The organism is Streptomyces sp. PH9007 (genome assembly GCF_059813725.1).
The window spans coordinates 744,741-769,816 of record NZ_CM187440.1 but is presented as its reverse complement, the minus strand read 5'-3'; the positions used below and the strand labels follow the sequence as shown (position 1 = coordinate 769,816).

At 73.7% G+C, this 25,076-nt stretch carries 12 protein-coding genes; 11 read left to right on the top strand and 1 reads right to left on the bottom strand.

The window, feature by feature from the left end; all coding sequences use genetic code 11:
- Positions 1–3: 3 nt before the first annotated feature.
- Positions 4–1,764 carry an ABC transporter ATP-binding protein gene (locus tag ACTFAP_RS03300; RefSeq protein WP_500468192.1) on the top strand — a complete coding sequence of 587 codons (1,761 nt, stop codon included), beginning with the start codon at positions 4–6 and terminating at the stop codon, positions 1,762–1,764.
- A 187-nt stretch (positions 1,765–1,951) separates the two neighbouring features.
- Positions 1,952–3,469: an amino acid adenylation domain-containing protein gene (locus tag ACTFAP_RS03295; protein WP_500468191.1), complete on the top strand. Its 1,518-nt coding sequence runs from the start codon at positions 1,952–1,954 to the stop codon at positions 3,467–3,469.
- Here ACTFAP_RS03295 and ACTFAP_RS03290 read toward each other — a convergent pair.
- Positions 3,445–4,281 (bottom strand): putative nonproteinogenic amino acid hydroxylase, encoded by an 837-nt coding sequence (locus ACTFAP_RS03290; RefSeq protein WP_500468190.1) that lies wholly within the window; start codon positions 4,279–4,281, stop codon positions 3,445–3,447. The two genes, ACTFAP_RS03295 and ACTFAP_RS03290, sit on opposite strands and share 25 nt — an antisense overlap.
- A gap of 374 nt (positions 4,282–4,655) precedes the next feature.
- On the opposite strand from ACTFAP_RS03290, the gene ACTFAP_RS03285 reads away from it, so the two are divergent.
- The 9 genes from ACTFAP_RS03285 to ACTFAP_RS03245 all read left to right on the top strand — a co-directional run bounded on the left by ACTFAP_RS03285 (position 4,656) and on the right by ACTFAP_RS03245 (position 25,075).
- On the top strand, positions 4,656–11,336 hold the full coding sequence (locus ACTFAP_RS03285; protein WP_500468189.1) for an amino acid adenylation domain-containing protein: 6,681 nt from the start codon (positions 4,656–4,658) through the stop codon (positions 11,334–11,336).
- Positions 11,326–13,776, top strand: coding sequence for a non-ribosomal peptide synthetase (locus ACTFAP_RS03280; RefSeq protein ID WP_500468188.1), 2,451 nt, complete (start codon positions 11,326–11,328; stop codon positions 13,774–13,776). The genes ACTFAP_RS03285 and ACTFAP_RS03280 overlap by 11 nt, the downstream gene beginning before the upstream one ends.
- On the top strand, positions 13,769–15,304 hold the full coding sequence (locus ACTFAP_RS03275; protein WP_500468187.1) for a condensation domain-containing protein: 1,536 nt from the start codon (positions 13,769–13,771) through the stop codon (positions 15,302–15,304). The genes ACTFAP_RS03280 and ACTFAP_RS03275 overlap by 8 nt, the downstream gene beginning before the upstream one ends.
- A gap of 109 nt (positions 15,305–15,413) precedes the next feature.
- Positions 15,414–16,928: an MBL fold metallo-hydrolase gene (locus tag ACTFAP_RS03270; RefSeq protein ID WP_495683393.1), complete on the top strand. Its 1,515-nt coding sequence runs from the start codon at positions 15,414–15,416 to the stop codon at positions 16,926–16,928.
- Positions 16,929–16,982: 54 nt separating this feature from the next.
- Positions 16,983–20,981 carry a non-ribosomal peptide synthetase gene (locus ACTFAP_RS03265; RefSeq protein ID WP_500468186.1) on the top strand — a complete coding sequence of 1,333 codons (3,999 nt, stop codon included), beginning with the start codon at positions 16,983–16,985 and terminating at the stop codon, positions 20,979–20,981.
- Positions 20,982–21,236: 255 nt separating this feature from the next.
- A complete protein-coding gene (locus ACTFAP_RS03260) occupies positions 21,237–23,039 on the top strand; it encodes a thiamine pyrophosphate-requiring protein (protein ID WP_495683391.1) in 1,803 nt (600 codons plus the stop codon).
- Positions 23,040–23,116: 77 nt separating this feature from the next.
- On the top strand, positions 23,117–23,794 hold the full coding sequence (locus ACTFAP_RS03255) for a HemK2/MTQ2 family protein methyltransferase (protein WP_500468185.1): 678 nt from the start codon (positions 23,117–23,119) through the stop codon (positions 23,792–23,794).
- Complete coding sequence (locus ACTFAP_RS03250) at positions 23,778–24,053, top strand: CDGSH iron-sulfur domain-containing protein (protein ID WP_500468184.1); 276 nt, start codon at positions 23,778–23,780, stop codon at positions 24,051–24,053. Before ACTFAP_RS03255 ends, ACTFAP_RS03250 begins: the two co-directional genes overlap by 17 nt.
- On the top strand, positions 24,050–25,075 hold the full coding sequence (locus tag ACTFAP_RS03245) for an iron-containing redox enzyme family protein (RefSeq protein WP_500468183.1): 1,026 nt from the start codon (positions 24,050–24,052) through the stop codon (positions 25,073–25,075). The genes ACTFAP_RS03250 and ACTFAP_RS03245 overlap by 4 nt, the downstream gene beginning before the upstream one ends.
- Position 25,076 lies beyond the last annotated feature (1 nt).

Here is a 25,076-nt window from a genome sequence, read left to right as displayed (position 1 = left end):
CCCGTGGCCGACGCACCCACGGTGCGTCGCGAGGTCAAAGTCCTGATGCGGCAGCACCGCGCGCCGCTCATCCGCACCGTGCTGTGGTTCGCCCTGGCCACCGCGTGCGGGCTCGTCGTGCCCGCGCTGATCGGTGACCTCATCGACGGGATCGGCGAGGGCATCACGGCGACCCGGGTCAACGTCACCATGGCGGCGATCACCGGGTTCCTGCTGCTCCAGTGCGTCCTCACCCGGACGGCGCGGCTGCTCGGCGCCCGGCTCGGGGAACGCGTACTCGCCGACATCCGCGAGGGCTTCATCGACCGGGTGTTGACCCTGCCCCTCTCCCTCGTCGAACGAGCGGGCACCGGCGACCTGTTGACCCGCAGCTCGCGGGACGTCGACGGGCTGTCCCTGGCCGTGCGCACGGCCGCCCCCTCCATCCTGGTCTCGGCCCTTTCGGTGCTGCTGACCGTCCTGGCGCTGGTCATCGTGAGCCCGCTGATGGCCCTGCCCTGCCTGGTCGCGGTACCCCTGCTCGTCATCTCCACCCGCTGGTACCTGCGCCGCGCGCGGAACGCCTATCTCGCGGAGGCGGCCAGCTATTCGGACCTGACGCAGGGGCTCACCGAGTCCATGTCGGGAGCCAGGACCGTGGCGGCCCTGGGCCTGGGCCCCCGCCGCATGGAGCGCGTCGAGACCGACATCGCCCGCTCCACGGCGGCGGAGCGCCGCACGCTGTACCTGCGCAGCGTCTGGTACCCGCTGATGGACATCGGCTACGTGCTGCCCGTCGCCGCCACCCTGCTGGCCGGCGGCGTCTTCTACATCAACGGCTGGGTGGGCCTGGGCCAGGTGGCGGCGGCCGTGCTCTACACCAGGGCCCTGGTCGACCCCCTGGACCTGCTGCTCTCCTGGCTGGACGAGTTGCAGATCGGTGACGCCTCGCTGGCCCGCCTCATCGGGGTGAACGAGGGGCTGACCGCCGAGCCGGCCGGCCCGGTGGCCACCGAGGGGCACCACCTGGCAGCCGCCGGGGTCGGATACGCCTACCGGGACGGCCACGCTGTGCTGCGCGACGTCGATCTCGACGTCAGACCCGGCGAGCGGCTCGCGATCGTCGGGGCCTCCGGCGCGGGCAAGTCGACCCTCGGCCGCATCCTGGCGGGCATCCATCCGCCGCGGCCCGGCTCGGTCACGCTGGGCGGGGTCCCGCTGACCGAACTGCCACTGGTCCAGCGGCGCGGCGAGGTCGCCCTGGTCACGCAGGAGCACCACCTGTTCATGGGATCGGTGCGGGACAACGTCGCGCTCGGCGCGGACGTGGACGACGCCGAGGTGGAATCGGCGCTGGAGGTCGTCTTCGCGCTGGAGTGGGTGCAGGCCCTGCCCGGGGGGCTCGACACCGAACTGGGCGCCGGCGGGGCTGCCCTGTCCCCGGCGCAGGCCCAGCAGATCGCGCTGGCCCGGCTGGTGCTCGCCAACCCGCACACGCTCGTCCTCGACGAGGCGACCTCGCTGCTGGACCCGCGCGCGGCACGCCGCCTGGAGCGGTCCATGGCCGCGGTGCTGGCCGACCGGACGGTCATCGCGATCGCGCACCGGCTGCACACGGCCCGGGACGCGGACACGGTGGTGGTCATGGAGGACGGGCGGGTACGCGAACACGGCAGCCACGAGGAGCTGTTGGCCCAAGAGGGCCTCTACGCCGATCTGTGGGAAGCGTGGCACGGACGCGCGCGGCGCGCGCCCGTAGAGGCGGCCCCGTCCACCACCGACTGAGGGCGCGGCGCACTCGGGCGCCGGGCCGGCCAACCAGGGGGAGTTCCGATGTCGTTATCGCCGGCAACCAGTCCGAGTACCGAGGCGTGGCACCACCCGCACAATCCGGCCCGGGCAGGTGACGATGCGTAGGAAGGATGCCTTCCCGGGCCATGCGGGCCCGGTGGTTCCCGTTCGGGAGCGGACCGTGCTCGATCTGGTGGACCGCGAGATGGCCGCCCATCCGGACGCCTACGCCGTCATCGAGCCGGACCGTGCCGTGACCTATGCGGAGCTCGACCGGCTGGCCGATGTCGCGGCCCACGCCCTGAGCACCCGGTTCGGTATCGGACGGGGCGACACGGTGCTGATCGCTGCCCGGGCCGGCAGCGCGTTCACCGCCGTCATGCTCGGCGCGATGCGCAGCGGGGCCGCCTACCTGCCGGTGGATCTGGGGTATCCGGCCGATCGCATCGCGACGATCTGCCGGGCCGGCTCGGCCGCGCTCGTGGTCACCGCCGAGCCCATGGAGCGGCTGGTCGCGGCGGCTGAACAGACCACGGCCGAGGAGCTGTTGACGAGCGGGCCGGGCGAGGTGCGCCGGCCCCCGCTCGACGGCGCGGACACCGCCTACGTCATCTTCTCCTCGGGGTCGACGGGCACCCCGAAGGGCATCGTGCAGACGCACCGCTGCCTGGTGAACTTCGTGTCCTGGCAGGTGCACGCCTCCGGTCTGGGGCGTGAGCGACAGGTGCTGCAATGCGCCCCGCTCACGTTCGACGTGTCGGTGCAGGAGATCTTCTACACCCTGGCCTCGGGCGGGTGCCTGGTCGTGCCGGGTCCGGCGGAGCGGCAGGACCCGCGCGAACTCATGCGGTTCATCGTCGACGAGGCGATCGAGGTGGTGGACTTCCCCCAGTCGCTGATCGACGTGATCATGGATCTGCCGACGAACTTCACGCACGCGCCGGCCCTGCGCCACATCATCAGCGCGGGAGAAACGGTACGCGTCACGCCCGCGTTGACGGCCCTGCTGACCGCCCGGCCCGAGCTCACCCTGCACAACCACTACGGGCCGGCCGAGAACCACATGGTGACCAGCCACGCGATGTCCGCGGCGCTGGGCAATCTCGAACCGCGCCCGCCCGTCGGTTCGCCGGTGTGGAACACCTACCTCTATGTCCTCGACGAGCACGGGCGGCCCGTCCCGGACGGCGTGGAGGGCGAGGTCTACATCGGAGGCGTGGGCGTGGGTCGCTACACCGACCCCGAACTCGACAGGACCGTCTTCGGAGACGATCCGTTCCGGCCGGGCGCCCGGCTGTACCGCACCCGGGACCGGGGCGTGTGGCGTCCGGACGGCACGCTGGGGCTACTCGGCCGCATCGACGACCTGATCAAGATCCGGGGCTACGCGGTGGAACCCCGGGAGGTCGAGGAGCGGTTGCGGCCCTGTCCGGGGGTGAGCGATGCCGCCGCGTTCGGGGTGCGCCGGGACGACGGCTCGGTGGAACTGCACGCGGCCCTGATCGGTGATCCCCCGGCGGCGGTCGACCTCCGTAAAGAGTTGCTCGCCTCCTTGCCCGACTACCTGGTGCCGGTGCGCTGGTGGGTGGTCGATGAATTCCCGGTCAGCCCGAACGGAAAACTGGACCGGAAATCCCTTCCCGGTCCAGCGGCCCGCCCATTGGCGATCTTGCGTCACCAGTCGAAGACTTCCTTGTAGGCGCGCTGCTCAATGCAGTACGTCCGGAATGCGGCGGCCTTCTCGGCCGACCGGGGATCACCGCTGCGTTCCGCAGCGCGCACGTACCAGTCGAAGGTGTCCCGGGCGCTCGCCCGCCGCTCGAAATGCATCGCCGCGAACGGGCGGAATGCGGTGCGCAGGGTACTCGGTGTCATGCCGTCACCGAGGGAGAGAAGTTTATCCAGCTCCTCGGCCGAGGGGGGCTGTCGGTCCACGATGTGAATGTCCTGCTCGGTGGGGACGGCGTCGCGAATGACATCCTCGGGAGCGAATCCGGTGCCGGCGAAATCCAGGCAGAGCGACAGCCGGCCGGGTCCGGATCCGCTGCGGGCGGAATGCGGAACGGTGGTGTGGATCTGCCAGACCTCGCCCCTGCGCAGGTGGTAGACCAGGTCGTCCTCCGAGTGCAGCGCCTCGGTCGTGGTCCGCAGCGGCACTTGGAGCCGCACCCCTGGCTCGTCGAATTCGAGGAAGTCCACGTGCGGTGCGAGAATGCCGTCCTGAAGGGCGAAGACACGCACCCATTGCAGGTTCTCGGTGGCGAAGTGATCGGTGACCAGTCGCATGATGCCGGGAAGCCGGCCGCCGAGTTCGGTCGGCGTGATCGCTTCGTCGTGCGGTCGGAAAGCGGTGTCCTTTGCCGATCCGCTGCCATTGGCCAGGACATGGCTCGACCACGAACCGAAGGTGAAGGCGTCGTATTCGCCACTGGCCTGCTGAGAATCAAGTACGGCAAACTCCGCCGTGAGGTCAGGGATGGGCAGAGTGGCCAGTCGTTTCGACTTGAGCATGGTACCCCCAATTAAACACTCACAAACCTCGTGAGGTTGCCACTTTACATGGGGTGATGTGCGGCGACAATCACGTCGCACGGTCACTGTAGAAGCCCTCGGCAACGGTATGCAGAGCCTCTTGCGCGGGTGCGCGAGCCTCGGTACTTTCAAGTGACCGATTCGTGATAGGTGGCTCGACTTCGGTACCCGTGGGGGAATTTCGTGTACGTCATCGGTTCGTGCGCATGCTGAGTGGTGAGGCGCTGCCGGAAGCCTGGGTCGCCCGCCTCGCTCCGGCTCGGCGGGCAGGGCTGCTGGAGGGGACCGGGCCGGCCGCCGTGACCGCCGCACCGGGTCGAGTCGCCCGATCCGTCGTGGCGCGACTGGAGAGGATGACGGGCGGCAGCGGTGTGGGGAACCACCTGGTGGCCGTCGCGGCGACCAGGCTGGTCCTCGCGGCGCTGGACCCCGGATCGTCCCGCCCCGCGGTGCTGGTGCCCGCCCCGGCGGGGGAGGGCGAGTTGGCGCTGTGCGCCCCGCTCGACCCGGACGCGCCGGCGAGCGCGTTCCTCACCGCACTCCACCAGGAACTCGAATCGGGGTCCGCCCTCGCCTGGACCGACCGCGACCGGATCATCGAGCGCCTCGGCGCCGCCGAACCCGCCGCCGCCGCTGCCCTCGGCCGGCTCGGCGTGGTCTGCGAGGACACCCCGCTCCCGGCCGCCGTACGGATCCTGATCTCGGTGCGCCGCGAGCAGGGCGAACTCGTGGTCTCGGTCTCCGGCCCCGACCTCCCGGTGGCCGCCGCGTCGTTGGCCCGCTGCGTCGCGGCCGCCATCACCTCCGTCGTGGACGCGCCGCACCAGCGCTGCCGCCAGGTCGACGTGCTGGGCACGGAGCAGCGCACCGAACTGCGTGCGTGGTCCGCGCTCGACAGCCTCGCCGAACTGCCGGGGCGCACCCTCGTCGACGTGCTCGACGCCGCCGCCGAACGGTGGCCCGAGCGCCCCGCGGTGGTCACGCCCGCCACCGTGCTGAGCCACGCCGAACTCGCCCGGAGCGCCACGAACGCGGCCGGCGCACTGGCCGCCCGCCAGGGCATCGGCCGCGGCGACCGAGTGGCCCTGCTCCTGCGGCGCGGCCCCCAACTGGTGACCGTCCTGCACGCCGTCCTGCGGGCCGGCGCCACCTGTGTACCGCTGGACCCGGACCACCCGCCGGCCCGCTGGGCGCGCCAGCTGAGGCTGAGCGGAGCGCGGTGCGTGGTGACCGAGGGGCCACCGGCCACGGAACTCCACGACATCGCGGTCATCGAGGCGGCCGACCTGCTCACCGCCCCCGCGGCCCCCGCCCCCGCCGGGCCACACCCCGACGACGAGGCCGTGCTCTTCTTCACCTCGGGCTCGACCGGCCTGCCGCGGCCGGTGGCCATCCGGCACCGCCAGCTCGCGCACAAGGCGACCAGCTCGTCCGCCCACGTCGGGTTCGACGAGCACACCCGCATCGCCATGCTGGCCGCGATCTCCTCGGACATGCTGGCCTACCACGTTTTCACCACCATGGCCGCGGGCGGCAGCGTGGTGCCGATGAACGGGCTGCAGGAGATGGACCCCGGCGAATTCTGGGCGTTCCTGCGCAAGATGGAGATCAACGCCGTCAACTGCGTGCCGACACTGCTGTCCGTGCTGGCCGAAGGACCGGGCGCCGACCACGAACTGCGGCACTGCTTCCTCGGCGGCGACTTCATCCCGGCCGGCCTCCTGCCCCGGCTGGCCCGCCGCATGCGGATCGGCACCTTCGCGAACCTCTACGGGCCCACCGAGGCCACCATCGAGGCGGTCGGCTTCCTGTGCGCGGGCACGGAGCTGGCCGAACTCACCTCCGTGCCCATCGGCCGGCCCTCGCCCGGCTACGCCGTCGCCGTGCTGACCCCCGGCGGCGACCTCGCCCCGGCGGGCGTCCCCGGGGAGATCCATGTACTCGGCCCCGCCGTGGCCGACGGATACCTCGATGACACGCCCACCGGACCCGACCGGTTCGTCGAACTCTCCTGCGCGCCCGGCGTCCCCGCGTTCCGCACCGGCGACTTCGGACGCTGGCGGCCCGACGGCCGGCTCGAGTTCCTCGGCCGGCGCGACCGGCAGATCCAGATCCACGGCAACCGTGTCGAGTTGGGCGAGGTCGAGGCGGCGCTGGCCGCGCTCCCCGAGATCACCACCGGCGCGGTCGTGGTCGCGCACCACCCCGGCCGCCCCCCGCTGATCATCGCCGCCTACACCGGGGACGCCGCCACCGAGTCGGTACGCACCCGGCTCACCGCCCGGCTCCCGAGCGTCATGGTGCCCGGCCGGATCGTCCGCATGGACAGCATCCCGCTCACCCCGCACGGAAAGGTGGACGCGGCGGCCGTGACGGCGTTCGCGGACGCCGCAGACGCCACCTGGCAGCCCGCGGACGAGCTGGGCCGACACGTCGCGGCGGCGTGGACCGAGGTGCTCGGCAGGCCACCACGCGCCGCCGACGAGGACTTCTTCACGGCCGGCGGGCACAGCCTCAGCGCCGCGCTGCTCGCCCGCGGCCTGTACACGGCGGCCGGGGACCATCACGTCACGGTCCGTCAGATCTTCGACGCGCCCACCCCGGACGGGCTCGTGGCCGCCCTGCGCGCCGCCGCCGCGCCCCCCGCCGTGCGCCGCGCCCGGCCGAGCACGCTGCCCGCGAGCAACGCCCAGCGCCGGCTGTGGCTCCTCGAACAGTCCGAGGACGCCGAACTGCGCCCTTACAACGTCGTGGAGGCCTACCGGGTGCACCGCGATGTCGGGCCCGCCGCTCTGGAGGAGGTACTCAACCGGCTCGTCGCCCGGCACGAGGCGCTGCGCACGGTCCTGCGCCTGAGGGACGACAAGGTCACCCAGGTGATCCTGCCGCCCGAGGACGCACGCGTGCGCCTGGTCGTGACCGACCGCACGCTCGCGGAGGTCACGGCCGGCGAACAGCGCCGCAGGGCGAGGCTGGAGACCCCTCCCGTGCTGCGCGCCCACTGGCTCGCCGCCGAAGCCGTCCTCGTGCTGTCGGTGCACCACAGCGTGTGCGACGGATGGTCCTTCGGCGTCCTGGTACGTGACCTGAGCGCGTTCCTGGACCCCCGGGGCACCGGCCCCGCACCCGAACCGGTGCAGTACGCCGAACACAGCATTGCGCTGGCGGAGCGCGACACCGACGCGGCACGCGCGTTCTGGCGCCGTACGCTGGCGGGCCTGCCGGACGTCGAACTGCCGCTGGACCGGCGCCGCGAGGCGGTACGCGCCACCGAGGCGCGCACCATCCGCCGGCCCCTGGACCCGGACACGGTCGCCCGGCTGCGCGCCCTGTGCGCCGGCCTCGGCGTCACCCCGTTCTCCGCCGTGGTGGCCGCCGTACGGATTCTGCTGCTGCGGCTGTGCCGGGCCGAGGATGTCGCGCTGGGCACGATCACCTCGGGGCGCGATGACCCCCGACTCGTCCACTCCGTCGGGTTCTTCGCGAACACCCTGGTCCTGCGCACCCCGGTGGACCCCGAGCGCGGGTTCGCCGATCTGGTCGGCGCGGTGGCCGAGACGGCCCGGGCGGCCCGCGCTTACGAGGACTTTCCCTTCGGTGAACTGGTCGAAGACCTCGCCGTCGACCGGGCCGCCGGACGCAACCCGCTGTTCGACGTGCTGGTCGAGGCGCCGTTCTCCGGGGCGTTCGCCCTCGACGCCGACGCCCCGCACGTCCTGGAACACCTGCCGGTGGACGCCGGTGTCTCCGGATTCGACCTGACGATCGGCGTGACGGAGCCCGCGACCGGCACCCCCGAGATCACCCTGACCCATCTGCGGGACGTCTTCGACGACGTCACGGGCCGCCGCCTCGCCGATCACCTGCGGCATTTGCTGGTCGAACTCGTCGCCGACCCCACCGCGCCCGTCGGCGCCGTCCCCGCACTGCCCGCGGACCACACCGCCGAGCTGATCGCCGCCGGTACCGGCCCGGCCCTCGCCCTCGACCCGGGCACCACCCTGCTCGACCTCGTGGACGCACAGGTGCGACGACGCCCCGAGGCGGTCGCCGTCGTGCACGGACCGCGCTCGCTCACCTTCCGGGCCCTGGACGAGGCGTCCACCCGCCTGGCGACACGGCTGGCCGCCGTCGCACCGGCGGGCCGAGACCGCGTCGTCGGCGTGGTGTGCGACCGCACCGAACGGATGGTCGTCGCCCTGCTCGCGGTGCTCAGGACCGGGTCGGCCTTCATGGCCCTCGATCCCGGCCAACCCCTCGGCCGCCGCGCGGCGTTGCTGCGCGACAGCGGCGCGATCGCCGTCCTGACGGACCCCGGGAGCGCCGAGGCGTACGCGGACACCGGTCTTCCGGTGCTGACCCTCACCGACCACCCGGCCGCGCAGCACGCCCCGTTCGCCCGCGCCCGGGCGGAGGACCTCGCCTACGTGGTGTGCACCTCGGGCTCCACCGGAACGCCCAAGGGCGTCATGGTCGAACACCGGGCCATCGTCAACACGATCACGCACCGCATCGGCCACTACGCCCTGACCGAGCGGGACGCGACGCTCCAGGTCGACCCGGTGCACTTCGACGGCGGCATCCTCGACGTCTTCACCGCCCTCGCCACCGGCTGCCCCCAAGTGGTCGTGGGGCGCGAGCAACTGCTCGACCCGGTCGAGGTGGCCGACACCATCGGGCGCCACCGGATCACCCACGCGATGATGGTGCCCAGCCTGTACGAACTGCTGCTGGACGCCGGGGTGTCGGCGCTGCGGAAGCTGCGGCAGGTGGTGCTCGGCGGCGAACGGGTCACCGAGTCCCTGGTCGCACGACACGGGGCGCTGGCCCCGCACACCGAACTGCACAACGACTACGGGCCGGCCGAGAACGCGGTGACCTCCACGGTGTGCCGCGTCGACGGTCTCACCGGCGAGATCCCGATCGGAACCAGTATCGCGAACCAGTGGGCCGATCTCCTCGACGCGCACGGGCGTCTCGTCCCGTTCGGCGCCCCCGGCGAGATCTGCCTCGGCGGAGCGGGACTCGCACGCGGCTACCTGGCCGATCCCGAGGAGACCGCCCGGAAGTTCGTGCCCTCCCCGGTCCGCGACGGGGCCCGGATGTACCGCACCGGCGATGTGGCAGTCCGCCGCAGCGACGGTCGGCTGCGCATCCTCGGCCGGATGGACGACCAGGTCAAGATCCGCGGGCAGCGCGTCGAGCCGGGCGAGATCACCGCCCAACTCGTCCGGGCCGAGGGCGTGCGGCAGGCCGTCGTGGTGCCCAGGACCGATCCCGCGCCACGGCTGGTCGCCTACTTCGCCGGGGACGCCGACCCGGCCGCGCTGCGGGCCTTCCTGACCCGGCGTCTGACCGCCGCGATGATCCCGGACGTCTTCGTACGCGTTCCCGCGCTCCCGGTCACCCCCAACGGCAAACTCGACCGGGCCGCGCTGCCCGACCCGCCCGCCGCGCGGCTCCCCGCCGCCCCGGTGCGCTTCACGCCGGCCCAGCGACGGGTCGCCGACGTGTGGGCCGAGCTCCTGGACCGCCCCGTCACCGAACTGGACGAGAGCCTGTTCCGGCTGGGCGGCCACAGCCTCACCGCCGCCCGGGCCGGCCTGCGGCTCGGCGTCCCGGTGAGCGTGGTCTTCGCTCACCCGACGGTCCGCCAGCTGGCCGCCGTGCTGCCGCACGAGGTCCACCCACCGTCCCTCCCCACGCGTCACACCGAGGGCCCCTTCCCGCTGTCCCACGCGCAGCGCCGGGTGTGGCTCACCGCACGGCGGACGACGGCCGACGCGTTCATCGTCTCCACCGTCACCAGAACCGGCCGCCGCCTGGACGCCGCCGCACTCAGGAGCGCGCTCGGCGCCGTGATGCGCCGCCAGCACGTCCTGCGGTCGCAGGTCACCGGTGAGGGAGTGCGAGCGCGGCAGATCGTGCTCGACGATGTCGACGTGCCGCTCGTCGTCGTCGACCTGCCCGGCGTCGCCCCGGACGGCCCCGAGGTCGCCGCCGCGCTGCGCGTCGGCCGCGCCGTCTCCTTCGACCTCGGCCGGGCCCCGCTGTTCCAGGTGCGGCTGCTCACCGGCCCGCAGGGCGGCGACCTGCTGATGCTCACCGCCCACCACCTGATCCACGACGGGGCCAGCGGCCAGATCCTGCTCGACGAGCTGTGGCCCGCCTACGACCGGGCGCTGGCCGGGGAGGCCGTCGAACTGCCCCCGCTGACCCGCACCTTCATGGACGAGGTCGCGGCGGAACGGGCCTGGCTGGCGAGCGAGGAGGCGGCGGCCGAGATCGCCTTCTGGCGCGAGCGCCTCGCGGGCGCCCGGCCCTCGCCCGACCCGGTCGACCCCGCCCGGCGCGGCGTCACCCGGGGCACCACCGGCTACGCCCGCAGGACGCTGCCCTGGGAGGCGATCGCCGGCGCCCCCGCGACCCCCTTCGCCCTCGTGGTCACGGCCTTCACCGCGACTCTCGCCCGGACGACGGGCGTACGCGACCTGGTCGTCGGCTTCGCGGCCGGACTGCGCCACCACCCGGCCGCCGACGCCGTCATCGGCTACCTCGCCAACGCCGTCCCGCTGCGGTTGCGCTACCCGGACCACGCGACGCTGGGCGAGCTGCTCTCCCAGGTGACCGAAGCCACGGCCGAGGCGTACCAGCACGCCAGGGTCCCGTTCGACGTTCTGGCCGAAGAGCTGCGGCTGCTCGCCCCGCCGGGCCGCAGTGTCCTGCTGGACACCGGCGTGAGCTGGGAGAACGCCACCGTCGGGGACGAACGCCACCACCTGGAGGACGTGCTGCCCGACCGGCTGCCGGCCAGCAGCGACCTGTGGCTGTACGCCAGCCGCCGCGGCGACCGCCTCCACCTGGACCTCACCTACGACAACGCCCTCCTGCGCCCGGCGGAGGCCGAGGAACTCGTCGACCGGATGTGCGCGCTCAGCACGGACGTCATCACCCGGCCGACCGCACCGGTCGATCCCGCATCCCGCTCGGACGAACAGCGATCCTCGTGGACTGGAACCCGCTATGACTTCTGATCAGGACCCCCTTCCCACCCGGTTCCGGTCCCGTCGCACCGAAGCCGCCACCGGCCCGAGCAGCACGGAACAGCTCCTCTCACCGGCAGCGGTGGCCGGTCTCGCGAGGGTGTCCGGCGGGCGACCGCTGGAGGAACTCGTCGCCCTGGTGGCCGCCGCCGCGCTGGTGACCTCCGCCGCCGAGGCCACCGCGGAACCCGGACTCCTCGCCGTGGGCCCCGAGGGGCCGGTGATCTTCCAGCTCGACCTGGCCACCGTGGGCACGGTCGGCGAGTTGGTGCGGGCCACCGACGGCGCGCTGCGCCGGGCGCCCGCCGCCGGTGAGAACGGCGAGAACGGCGAGGATCGCGACGGCGGCGGGCTCACCGTACGGACCTCCCGCGTCGGCCCCCCGTCGCGCGCCGTCCTGGAACTGACCCTGGAGGACGGCCTCCTCCGGCTGCGCGACGCCGCCGGCGACCGCGAGCCGTGGTTCCTCGGCGTGCTGGCCCGGGCCGTGGACCAGGTGCTCGCCGACTTCGCCGAGCCCAGCCGCCCGCTCGACCGGATGCGCCGGGCCGCGCCCCAGGACCTCGCCACGGCGCGCGCCCTGGGCTCGCCCGCAGACCTCACCGAGGCCGCCGACCGTACGCTCCTCACCCCGATCGAGACCGTCGTCCGCGAACACCCCGAGCGGCCGGCCGTCGTCGCCGGAAAGGACACCCTCACCTACGGCGAACTCTGGCACGCGGCCGGCCGGGTCGCCGCACGCCTGGTCGCCCTCGGCGCCCGGCCCGGGGACCGGGTCGGGGTCCTGACCGGCAAGGCGATCGAGGCACTGCCCGCGGTGCTCGGCGTGCTGCGGGCCCGCGCCGCCTACGTGCCCCTCGACCCCGGGTCCCCGGAGCACAGGCTGACCGAGATGATCGCGGACGCGGGCTGCGTCACCGTGCTGACCGCGGGGAACCTCGCCACGCGGCTGCCCGGCGCCCCGGTGACCGACGTCGGTGAGGTGCTGCGCGGTGACCCGGCCACCGATCTTCCCGGCCCCGGCCCCGAGCCCGACGACCTCGCGTACGTCATCTACACCTCCGGCTCCACCGGAACCCCCAAGGGGGTCCGGGTCACCCACCGGGCGATCGCCGGCTATGTGAGCTGGAAGGTCGACTACGACGCGCTGGACGGCACCAGCCGCGTGCTGCAGATCCCCTCGCTCGCCTTCGACAGCTCCGTCTCCGACATCTTCCCGGCCCTGGCCGCCGGCGCCCTGCTCGTGCTCGTCGACGCCCACCGGGACCTGCCGCGCGACCTCGCCGGAACGATGCGCGAACACGCCGTCACCCACGCCACCGTCGTGCCGAGCCTGTACCGGCTCCTGCTGCCCGAACTCGACGGCACCGCGCTGCGACTGGTCACCGTGGCGGGGGAGGCGGTACCCGCCGAGCTGGTCGCGCGGCACCACACGGAGCTGCCCGGCGTCCGGCTGGTCAACGAGTACGGCCCGACCGAGAACGCGGTCTGCGCCACCGCCTTCGACCACGGACCCGACGCCGGCCCCGGCTTCCCGATCGGGCGCCCCATCGCGAACACCCACGTGCGCGTGGCGGCCCCCGACCTCAGCCCCCTGCCGGCCGGATTCATCGGCGAACTGCTGCTCACCGGCACCGGCCTCGCCGCCGGGTACCACGCCGGTCCCGAGCTGACCGCCGCCGCCTTCCCCCGCTCGGACGAGGCGGCCTGCGGCCGGTGGTACCGCACGGGCGACCTCGGCTGGTGGCGCCCCGACGGCCTGCTGGAGTTCTGCGGGCGGGCCGACGGGCAGCTCAAGATCCGGGGCCACCGGGTCGAACGGGGCGAGATCGAGGGGGCGCTGAGCCGCCTCGACGGGGTGGACGCGGCCGTGGTCGTCGCCGCACCCGACCGGGAAGGCGCCCCGAGCCTGGTGGCGTTCCTGGAGACGGCGCGCAGCCCGGAGTCCGTCGCGCGCGCCGTGGCCGAGCGGCTGCCGGCGGCGATGGTGCCCGCCCACCACGTCCGCTTGGCGGCGATCCCACGCCTGGTCAGCGGCAAGCCGGACGGCGCCCGGCTCACCGGGCTCGCCCGTGAGGTCCTGCTCGACGCCGCCGCGCAGCGGCCCGCAGAGCCCGGAACCGGTGCCGCCGACCTGGTGGGCACCATCGGCGGCATCTTCCAGTCGGTGCTCGGCGGGGCGCCGTTCGGCCCCGACGACGACTTCTTCCTGCGCGGTGGCCACAGCCTCGCCGCGGTGACGGTCATCGGCCGCATCGAGGAGCGACTCGGGGTGCTGCTCGACCTCGGTGACTTCCTCGACCTCGGCACCGCGCGCGAAGTCGCGGAGCTCGTCCGCGAGACGGGCACCCCCGCGGCACCGGCCCCGACCGCGTCCGACGACAGCGCCCTGTGGCGGCTCCTCGACGGCGACCCCGACTCCCGTGGCTAGCCCGCCGGAACGCCTCGCCGCGCTGTGCGCGCTGTTCGCGGAGCACCTGGAACTGGACTCGGTGCCGCCGGACGCCGACTTCTTCCTCGCCGGTGGGCACAGCCTGAGCGCTCTGGCTCTCGCCATGTCCGTGGAACAGGCGCTGGGCGTTCCGGTGAGCGTGCGGGACCTCGTCGAGTGCGCGACCCCGGCCTTGCTGGCCGAGCGGCTGAGCGAGCGGCGCACTCCGCCACGTCCCCGGCGCGTCGCGCGAGGAGCCATGGGCAACGAGGCCCGATCACTGTGGCTCGAACGCCAGCGCGGCCAGATCCCCGCCACGGCGTACAGCGTGCCCTGCCTCTTCGAGGTGCGGGGCGAGCTGGACGTCGAACGGCTCCGCGCCGCCGTCCGGGCCGTACAGCGGCGACACCCCGTGTTGCGCACCGTGTTCGCCGAACGGCGGGGCGCCCCGCACGCGGTGACGACACCGCACTTCGCGCCGCTGACCGTCATCGAGGACGTGCCGGACCTCACCGCCGCCGTGCGGGCCGAGATCGACCGCCCCTTCGACCTGGCGCGCGGGCCCCTGTTCCGGGCCACCCTGCTGCGCGGCGGGGCACGCCCGTCGCTGCTGCTCGTCGCCGACCATCTGGTGTGCGACGGCACGAGTCTGCGGGTGCTGGCCCACGACCTGGTCGCGGCCCATCACACCCCGCAGCGGCCGGTCGAGGTCGTCGAACCGGCGCGACTCGTCCGCGACGAGGGGCAGATCGAGGAGGCGCTCGGGCACTGGCGGCGGGTGCTCTCACCCCCGCCCGAGCCGTTGGCGCTGCCCGTCAGCCGCCCCCGGCGGGGCCCGGTGGGCATGCGGACCGACATCGTCACCCACGAGATCCCCCGGCCCACCGTCGACCGGCTGCGATCGCTCGCCCGGGAACTGCGGGCCGGCCTGTTCGTGCCGGCCGCGGCGGCCGTCGCCCACACCCTGGCGGAGTTCACCGGCGCCCGGGACGTGTGCCTGGGCACCGCCGTGGACCGGCGGGCGCGGCTCGGCCTGGCCGACGCGGTCGGCTTCCACGTGGTCACCGTGCCGCTGCGGGTCACCGTCGAACCGGGCGCCGGGTGGCGCCCGCTGCTCACCGAGGTGGCCGCCGCCACCGTCGAAGCCGTGGACCACAGCGCCGCGTCCTTCGACGAGATCGTCGCGGACCTCGACCCCCCGCGCCGTCCCTGGCGCCCCCCGCTGTTCGATGTGTTCGCCGCCGTCTACCCCCACATCGACACCGGCCCGGCCCCGGACGGCATCCGGCTGAGCGGAGGCCCGGTGCCCCTGCGCCAGGGCATCGCCGAACTGTCGTTCCAGTTCGTGGAACACGCCCACGGGCTGCGGCTCGTGCTGCAACACGACACCAGCCGCTACGACCGCGACACCGCGGACCGGATGGCGTGCCGCGTCGTCGACACCGCGGAACGCCTCGCCCACCCCGGCGCCGGATCGGGACCCGACACCGCGCACGCCGTCTTCGGCGGCTTCCGCTTCGGCGCGTGACCGTGCGGCACACCACCGTCGAGAAAGGACAGAGATCGTGGGAAAGCGCTACCTGTCGTCCGCAGTGAGTCCTCAACCACTCATCCACCGGTGGTACGCGTGGCCACACATGATCAACCCCCTTGCCGCCGGGCTCAATCTCCGTGAACGACAGCTGGCCACGCTCAGGAGCTACCTCGCCGACCCCGACCTGCACACCAAGGCCGTGGCCAAACCGGCCAACTACGGTCATCCCTTCCTCGACGCCTACGGCTCCAGCTACGACCAGCTGAAGACCTTCCACGACGAGGTCACGGTCAGGGCCGCACCGTTGACCGACCTCGCCGACGACTTCAGCACCGCGCGCACCTGGCTGGAGCAGCAGGCCGACGGCGGCGCGCTCACCCCGCTCTACGACCGGCTCCCCGACTCGCTGCGCGGGGTCGTCGAACTCGTCTACGACGACATCAACCGTGCCTCGATGCGGATCTTCGAGCCCCTGCTGTACCGGTCCTACCGCGCCGTCATGGCCGCCGGGCAGCAGATCTCGCTGCTGCCCAGGCCCGACCGGGCCCAGCCGTACATCTTCAACAGCCCCATCCTGCCGAACGACACCCGACTCGACCTCTCCGTGCCGTTCGACGCCCCTGTCCTCGACGAGCTCTTCGCGGCCCGCTGGTCCTCCGTCGAGGTCCCGGAACTGGCGGAGCGGCTCGGCCTCGACCAGGAACACCTGACGCGATTCGCCGGCTTCTTCACCGACACCGAGCCCACCTCGCCGCCCCCCGTGCCCGAGGGCCGGGTGCGGGTCCGCTTCTTCGGCCACGCCTCGGTGCTGCTGGAGTCGGCGCACGCGGCCGTGCTGCTCGACCCGCTGCTCGGCTACAGCGACGACGGCATCGACCACTACACCCTCAACGACCTGCCACGCCGGCTCGACGCGATCGTGCTCAGCCACGCCCACTGCGACCACGTGTCGGTGGAGACGCTGCTCCAGCTGCGCCACATCGTGGACACCGTCGTGGTGCCGGGCTCGGCCTCCGGATCCGTGCTCGACCCCTCCCTCGCGGCGATGCTGACCGCCCTCGGGTTCCGCACCGTGACCAAGCTGGAGGAACTCGACAGCGTCACCGCCGGCCACGGACTGACCGTCACCTCGCTGCCCTTCCTCGGCGAGCACGCCGACCTCGACATCCGGGCGAAGATGGTGCCGCTGGTGGAGATCGAGGGGCGCCGGTTCGTCTTCGCCACCGACACCACGCCCATCGAGCCGGAGCTGTACCGCAGGATCGAGGACCTGATCACCGGCATCGACGCCCTCTTCATCGGGCTCGAATGCGTGGGCGCGCCGCTGTCCTGGCTGTACGGCCCGCTGATGGGCCGCATGCCCGACCGCAGGCACAACCGCGGGCGCCGGCTGAACGGCGCGGACGCCGCCATGGCCGAGCAGCTGGCCAAGGCGCTGGGGGTCAAGCGGATCTTCACCTACGCCATGGGCTTCGACCCCTGGCTCAAGCACCTCACAGGTTCCGACTACGACCCGGGCTCCCCGCAGAAGAAGGAGTGCGACCGGCTTGAGGCCAGCTGTGAGCAGTGGGGAGCGCGGGCGGAGCTGCTCCACCTGCGGGCGGAGCACACATTCTGACGGCATCCCGGCCTCGGCCGGGACGCGCGGGGACGACGGCGGGAGCGCGGTGATGTGGTGTTGAGGCAAGGCGTCTACGAGCGGTACACCAGCCTGTCCGCGACACAGCGCCACGACTTCCTCACCCGGCTCCTCGGCTCCCCGGCCGCACGGCGGCAGGTCACCCCCTCGGCCGCGCAGCGGCGGATGTGGTTCCTGTACCGCGCGGGTCTCGACCGGGGCGATTACAACGCGCCCGCCGCGTTCCGCTTCCGAGGACGGCTGGACCCCGGGGCGCTGGAGCGCGCCTTCACCGCCGTGTGCCACCGGCACGCGGCGCTCGGCGCGCGGTTCGTCGACGCCCGCGGTGAGTTGCTGGTCCTCACCTCGGCCGCGCCGCCGCCGTTCCGCTTCGAGGATCTCCGGGGGACCGCCCGGGCGGGCGACGAGGAGGAGTGGCGTTCGCTCGTCGAGGACGAGGCGCGCCGCCCCTTCACGCTGGAGGGCGGGCCCCTCATCCGTGGTCTCGTGGTGGCGACCGCGGCGGAGGAATTTCTCGTCCTCCTCACCGCCCACCACACGGTGATCGACGGCTGGTCGCTCGGGGTGCTGCTGGGCGAGCTCTCCGAGCTCTACCGGGCGGAGCTCGGCGGCGCCCCGGCGGCCCTGCCCGATCCCGCCTTCCAGTACGCGGACTTCGCCGCCTGGCAGGAGGAGACGTCGGCGGCGGGCGTGCACGCGCCGGCGCTGGAGCACTGGCGCGAACGGCTGCGCGGCGCCCCGGCCGTCCTCGACCTGCCGGGCGACCGGCCCCGCCCGCCGAGGCCCAGCCTGCGGGGCGGCACGGTGAGCGCCACCCTGCCGGCCGATCTGGCAGGCCGGCTCACCGATCTCGGCCGCCGGGCGGGCGCCACCGCGTTCATGGTCCACCACGCGCTGTACGCCGCCACCTTGGCGCACTACTCGGGCCAGCACGACCTGGTGATCGGCGTCCCCTACGCCGGGCGGGAGCGGCGCGAGTTCGCCCACGTCGTCGGCAACTTCGTCAACACGGTCGTCCTGCGCTCCGATCTGTCGGGCGACCCGTCGTTCGCCGAACTGCTGGCCAGAACCAGGCACCGCGCGCTGGAGGCGTACCGGCATGCCACCGTGCCGTTCGACCACCTCGTGGAGGCGCGGGGGGCGCCCCGAGTACCCGGCCGCAACCCGCTCTTCCAGGCGTTCTTCACCCACGAACCCGCCGGGGGACCGGACTTCGTGCTCGACGGGATCCCCGGGGAACCCCTCGTCATCGCGCGGACGACCACCGTGCTGGATGTGGACCTGCACGTCGCCGACCTCGCGGACGGTCGGGCGGAGCTCGCCCTCACCTACGCCCTCGATGTGTTCGACGCCGAGACGGCGCGGCGCATGCTCCGCCACCTGGCCCGGCTCGCCGCGGCGGTCGTGGCGGCCCCGGACACTCCGCTGGGGGATCTGCCGCTGCTGGACGAGGCCGAGCGCGCCGCACTGCTGAGCGCCAGGCACCCGGCGCTGGAGCCGTCGGTCGACCTGCTGCACCGCTTCGTGGAGGCGGCCGTCGCGGCCCACCCGGACGCCGTCGCGGTGGCGCGCGGGGCGGACCGGCTCACATACCGGGAGCTGGACGCGGCGGCGAACCGCCTCGCCCGGCGGCTGCGGGCGGCGGGCGTGGGCCCCGAGGTGCCGGTCGGCGTCTGCGTGTCGCGGGAACCCCGGCTGCTGGTCGCGATCCTGGCCGTCCTCAAGGCGGGCGGCGGCTATGTGCCGATGGAACCGGCGCTGCCCGACGAGCGGCTCGCCCTGCTCATCGCGGACACCCGGATGCCCCTCCTGGTCACCGACGACGTTCACCGGGACCGGCTGGCGCAGTGGGCGGACGCCGTCGTGTCGGTGGACGAGCCGGGTCTCCGCGCCCACCCCGCCACGCCGCCCCCGGTCCGGGTCGGCCCGGAGAACATGGCCTACGTCATGTACACCTCCGGCTCAACGGGTACTCCCAAGGGCGTCGTGGTGGAGCACCGCCACGTGGTGGCACTCGTCGAGTACTACCGGCGCACCCTGGAGCCGCAGGAGGTGGCCGGCGTTCTCGCCTCGACCCCGAGCGGCTTCGACGCCACCATCCAGGAGTACTTCGCGACCCTGCTGCTCGGCGGGACGGTGCTGCTCGTCGACTCGGTGTTCGATCTGCACACCCTTCCCGAGCGGGAGACGGTGACCCTGGTGCAGGGCGTCCCGAGCCTGCTGCGGGAACTGCTCGCGGCCGGGCCGCTGCCCGGCGGGGTGACCACGATCATGCTCAGCGGGGAGGCGCTGCCGGGCGAGCTGATCGAACGGCTGTACGCGACGGGTTCGGTGAAGCGGATCTACAACATCTACGGCGTGACCGAGTGCACCGCCGACTCCACCTGGTGCCTGGTCGAACGCGGAACCCGGCACCCGGGCCTGGGGGAACCGCTGCCCGGCGTACGCCTCTATGTGCTCGATCCCCAGTTCCGTCCGGTGCCGCCCGGGGCCCGCGGCGAGCTGTACATCGCCGGCGCGGGCCCGTCCAGGGGGTACCTGGGCCGCCCCGAGCTCACCGGGGAACGGTTCCTGCCCGACCCGTTCGTGCCGGGGGAGCGGATGTACCGCACCGGTGACCTGGTGCGGCACCGCTCCGACGGCCACCTCGTGTGCCTCGGGCGGATCGACCGCCAGATCAAGGTGAACGGCTGCCGCGTCGAGCCCGCCGAAGTGGAGGCGGCCCTGCGCGCCCACCCGGCGGTCGCCCAGGCCGCCGTGGTGGCGCACCGCGTCGCCGGTGACCACCGGCTGGCCGCGTACGTGGTCCACCGGCCCGGCCACCCACCGCCGCCGGACCTCCGCGGAACGCTGGGGCGGCGGCTGCCGCCCCACATGGTGCCGGGCACCGTGACCGTGCTCGACGCACTTCCGCTCAACCCCAACGGAAAGCTCGACGTGCGCGCGCTGCCGGCCCCTCGGCGGCCGGCCGCCCCGGACCGGCCGGGCCCGGTCGAGCCGAGCACCGAGAGCGAGGAGCGACTGCTCGCCATCTGGCGCCGCACGCTGGGTACCGAGGACATCGGCGTGCGCGACGACTTCTTCGCCCTCGGTGGACAGTCGCTCGCGGCGCTGCGGATGGCCTCCCTCGTGCAGGAGGAGTTCGGCGTGGCCCTCGGGGTGTCGGCGCTGTTCGAGACACCGACGGTCGCCGAACTCGCCGCGCTCATCGACTCCGCCGGCCGGCCCGGCCGTGGCACGGGCCGCGCGCTGATCCGGCTGCGCACCGGTACGGGCGTGCCCCTCGTGCTCGTCCACGCCGTGGGCGGCAGCGTCCTGGGCTACGCGGAGCTGTGCGCGGCGCTGGCCACGGACCGGCCGGTGTACGGCGTGGAGGCCGAGGGCCTCACCGGGGGCAGCCCGCTGCACACCGTCGAGGAGCTGGCCGACCGCTACCTGGACCGGATGGAAGCCGAGTTGGGCGCCGGGCCCGTGGTGCTGGCGGGCTGGTCGATGGGCGGCTCCGTGGCGTACGAGATGGCCGGACGGGCAGCAGAGCGCGGTCGGGTGGTGGAGTCGCTGGTGCTGATCGACACCCCGGTGGAGCCGGAGCGGGCTCCCGAGGACGAGACGGAACTCGCGGTCCTGCACAGCCAGTACCTCGCGGCCTCGGCCGGTCGCCGCAGCACCCTCACGGTGCGGGAGGCCCGCGGCCGTCCCCTTCAGGCGCTGCTGCGCTGGGCCAGGGCCGAGGGCGTCCTCGGTGAGGAGACATCGGAGGCCGGTCTGCGGCGTGTCTTCGAGGTCTTCAGGGCCAACATGCGGGCCCTGGACGCGTACCGGCCGGCCCCGCTGCGCGTGCCGTGCCTCTACCTCGCCGCCCGGGACGGGGACGGGGCCCGGCGCGGGGCCGTGTTCCGGGAGCTGATGGGGGACTGCCTCACGGTGGACGTCGTCGAGGGCGACCACCACAGCATGCTGCGCCCGCCGCACCACCTGGCCCTGGCGGCGGCGATCGACCACTGGCTGGGCCCGCCCGCCCCCGGGACCTGACGGACCGACCGGCGCCCGCGCGCACCGGCGCGCTCCGTGGCTTCCGCGGCGAGGCCGTCCCACGACATCGCCCGCGCCCCCTGGCGTTGCGCCGAGCGGGTGACGGACGGGGGGCCGATCCCGTGATTGGAGCGCGCCGCACCGGGTACCCGGCCCGTCCGCGTGTCCGCCGTTCACCCTTGCGGCCGGACCACGCGGGCCGGGGCGCGCAGCTACGGGCGGGCCGCGACGTGAGCGAGGACTGGGAGCGCGCGCATGGGTGAGAAGGTGGCGGATTTCCTGCTGCGGCGGCTGCGGGAGTGGGATGTGGAACACGTCTTCGGGTACGCCGGTGACGGGATCAACGGGCTCCTCGCCGCGTGGGGGAGGGCCGCGGACGACCCCATGTTCGTGCAGGCGCGGCACGAGGAGATGGCGGCCTTCGAGGCCGTCGGCTACGCCAAGTACTCCGGCCGGCTGGGCGTCTGCGTGGCGACCTCCGGGCCCGGAGCCATCCATCTGCTCAACGGCCTGTACGACGCGAAACTCGATCACGTCCCGGTGGTCGCGGTCATCGGCCAGACCAACCGCAGCGCCATGGGCGGCTCCTACCAGCAGGAGGTGGACCTGGCGAACCTGTTCAAGGACGTCGCCTCCGACTTCCTGGAGACCGTCACCGTTCCCGAGCAGCTGCCCAACGTGCTCGACCGTGCCATCCGCACCGCGTACGGCCGGCGCACGGTCACCGCCGTGATTGTCCCCGCCGACGTGCAGGAGCTGGAGTACGAGGCACCGTCGCACGCGTTCAAGATGGTGCCCTCCTCCCTGGGCCTCGGCCGCTCGGCCCCGGTCCCGGCCCGGGAGGACCTGGAGCGCGCCGCCGCCGTGCTGAACGCCGGCGAACGGGTGGCCGTGCTGGTGGGCCAGGGCGCCGCCGGCGCCCGCGCGGAGGTGGAGCAGGCGGCCGAGGTGCTGTCCGCCGGGGTGGCCAAGGCGCTGCTGGGCAAGGACGTGCTCTCCGACGAACTGCCGTACGTCACCGGCGCCATCGGACTGCTGGGCACCCGGCCCTCGTACGAGCTGATGCGGGGGTGCGACACCCTGCTGACGATCGGCTCCAGCTTTCCGTACGCCCAGTTCCTGCCGGAGTTCGGTCAGGCCAGGGCGGTGCAGATCGAGATCGACCCGCACATGGCGGGCATGCGCTACCCGTACGAGGTCAACCTCATCGGGGACGCCGCGACCGCGCTGCGGGAACTGCTGCCGCTGCTGGAGCCGAAGAAGCACGGAAAGTGGCGCAAAGACCTGGAGCGCGACGTCGCCCGCTGGTGGGAGGTGATGGACCGGCGGGCCGCCACCGAGGCCGACCCCGTCAACCCCGAATACGTGGCCGCCGCCCTGTCCCCGCTGCTGCCCGACGACGTCATGCTCGCGGCGGACTCCGGCTCGGCGGCCAACTGGTACGCCCGTCACCTGCGGCTGCGGCCGGGGATGCGCGGCTCCCTGTCGGGCACCCTGGCCACCATGGGCCCGGGCGTCCCCTACCTCATCGGCGCCAAATTCGCCCACCCGGAACGGCCGGCGATCGCGCTCGTCGGCGACGGCGCGATGCAGATGAACGGGATGGCGGAGCTGATCACCGCCGCCCGCTACTGGCGGCGCTGGAGCGACCCGCGGCTGATCGTGGGCGTGTTCAACAACCAGGACCTCAACCAGGTCACCTGGGAGATGCGGTCGATGTCCGGCGCCCCGCAGTTCGAGCCCTCCCAGCACCTGCCCGACGTCCCGTACGCGGAGTTCGCCCGCTCCATCGGCCTGCACGGCATCCGGGTCGACGAGCCGGGCGGCGTCGAGTCCGCCTGGCGGCAGGCGCTCGCGGCCGACCGGCCCTGCCTGCTGGAATTCGTCACCGATCCCGCCGTGCCGCCGATTCCCCCGCACGCCACCTGGGAGCAGGCGCAGTCCACCGCCGAAGCGCTGTTGCGCGGTGACAGCGACCGGACGAATGTGGTGAAGAGAGGCATCAAGCAGAAGGTCCAGGAGTTCCTCCCGGACCTGAAGGGCCTCAATCGCGGCTGACCGTCACCGTCGACGCATGCCCCACGGAACCGGACCCCCGGACGCACCCCCGGTGCGAGGAGGCGACAGGAGCGCGCATGACGACCACCGCACCACCGGCCCTCGGCAGAGTCCTCACGGTTCCGGGTGTCTACCCGCCGCAGCACGACAGCCGGCTCGTGGCCGGTGCCCTGGCCCGCGAGCGCACCGGCCCGGGCACCGCCGTGCTGGACCTGTGCACCGGCACCGGGGTGCTCGCCGTGCGCGCCGCCCTCACGGGCGCCGATGTGACCGCCGTGGACATCGCCCGCCGCGCGGTGTGGACGGCCCGGCTGAACGCCCTGCTGGCCCGCGTGGCCATCGACGTGCGCCGGGGGGACCTGGCCGGAAGCCTGCGGGGCCTGACCTTCGACCTGGTGGTCAGCAACCCGCCGTACGTACCGGCGCCGCCCCGCCGGCCCGCCCGCCACGGCGCCGCCGTCGCCTGGGACGCGGGTGCCGACGGCCGGACCCTGCTGAACCGCATCTGCGCGACCGCCCCCGGCCTGCTGCGCCCGCGCGGGGTGCTGCTCCTGGTCCACTCCGCACTGTGCGGAACGGAGGAGACCCTGCTCCGGCTGCAACGCTCAGGACTGCACGCCACCGTCGGCGACCAGGCCCGGATCCCGCTGGGCCCCGTCCTGCGGCAGCGGGCCCCCTGGCTGCGCGCCCAGGGGCTGCTGGAGCACGGCCAGGACGAGGAGGAGCTGGTGGTCATCCGTGCCGAACGACTCTGAACGGCCCCGCCGGATACGGCTCGACGCGGACGGACCCATCCTGGTGGAGGGGCCCGTGGAGGTCGTCCTCCCGGACGGCGGCGTCGTGTCCTCCCAGCGGTTCCAGGTCGCGCTGTGCGCGTGCCGGCGCAGCCGCAGCTATCCGTGGTGCGACACCAGCCACCGCCGCCGGTCCCGCGGGAACGACCGGCGGAACTCACCCGAACGGCCGCCCCGGCCCGGACCGCCGCCGGCCGCCGGAACGGAGGAAGCCCCGTGACCACGCTGCCGCTGCGCGTCACCGCGTCCCCTCCGCTGCCCCCGGCCAGGGGCGACCTGTCGGGCGCGGTGATCGGCGCCCTGCGCGGGGCGGCGGGTCCGCTGCCGCCGGCCGCCGCGGTCTCCGGCGCCGATCCCTACGGAGCGGATCTGCACCTGGCCCTGTACCTCCTCTACGAACTGCACTACCGGGGCTTCGCCGGCATCGACGACGCGTACGAGTGGGACCCCGCGCTGCTGCGGCTGCGCGCCGACGCGGAGGACCGTTTCCTGACGGCCCTGCGGCGCGACGCCGCCGCCGGTGACAACGCCGACCAGGCCCTGGGCGAGCTGCTGGTGGAACCGGTGGGCGACAGCGGGGACAGCATGAGCCACCACCTCGCCCGGGAAGGCGCCCTGTGGCAGGTGCGGGAGTACGCGGCGCTGCGTTCCCTCTACCACCTCAAGGAGGCGGACCCGCACCTGTGGGTCGTGCCCCGGCTGCGGGGGCGGGCGAAGGCCGCGATGGTCGCCATCGAGTACGACGAGTTCGGGGCGGGGCGCGCCGAGCGGGTGCACGCCGAGCTGTTCGCGGCGCTGATGACGGATCTCGGGCTGGACCCGGCCTACGGCCGTTACCTCGACGCGGCCCCGGCACCGGCCCTGGCCACCGTCAACCTCATGTCGCTGTTCGGCCTGCACCGGTCGCTGCGCGGGGCGCTGGTGGGCCACTTCGCCGCGGTGGAGGTGACGTCCCCGCCGGCCTCCCGTCGGCTGGCCGCCACGATGCGTGCGGTGGGCGCGGGCCCGGCCGCCGCCCGGTTCTACGACGAACACGTGGAGGCGGACGCGGTGCACGAACAGGTGGTCCGGCACGAGGTCGTGGGAGGGCTGCTGGCGGACGAGCCCGCGCTGGCGGCCGATGTGGCCTTCGGCATCGGGGCGACCGCTCATCTGGAGGACCGCCTGGCGCGGGAGGTGCTGACCGCCTGGCGCTCGGGCGGCTCGGCGTTGCGCTCACCCCTGGCAGGGCCCGGCGACTGAC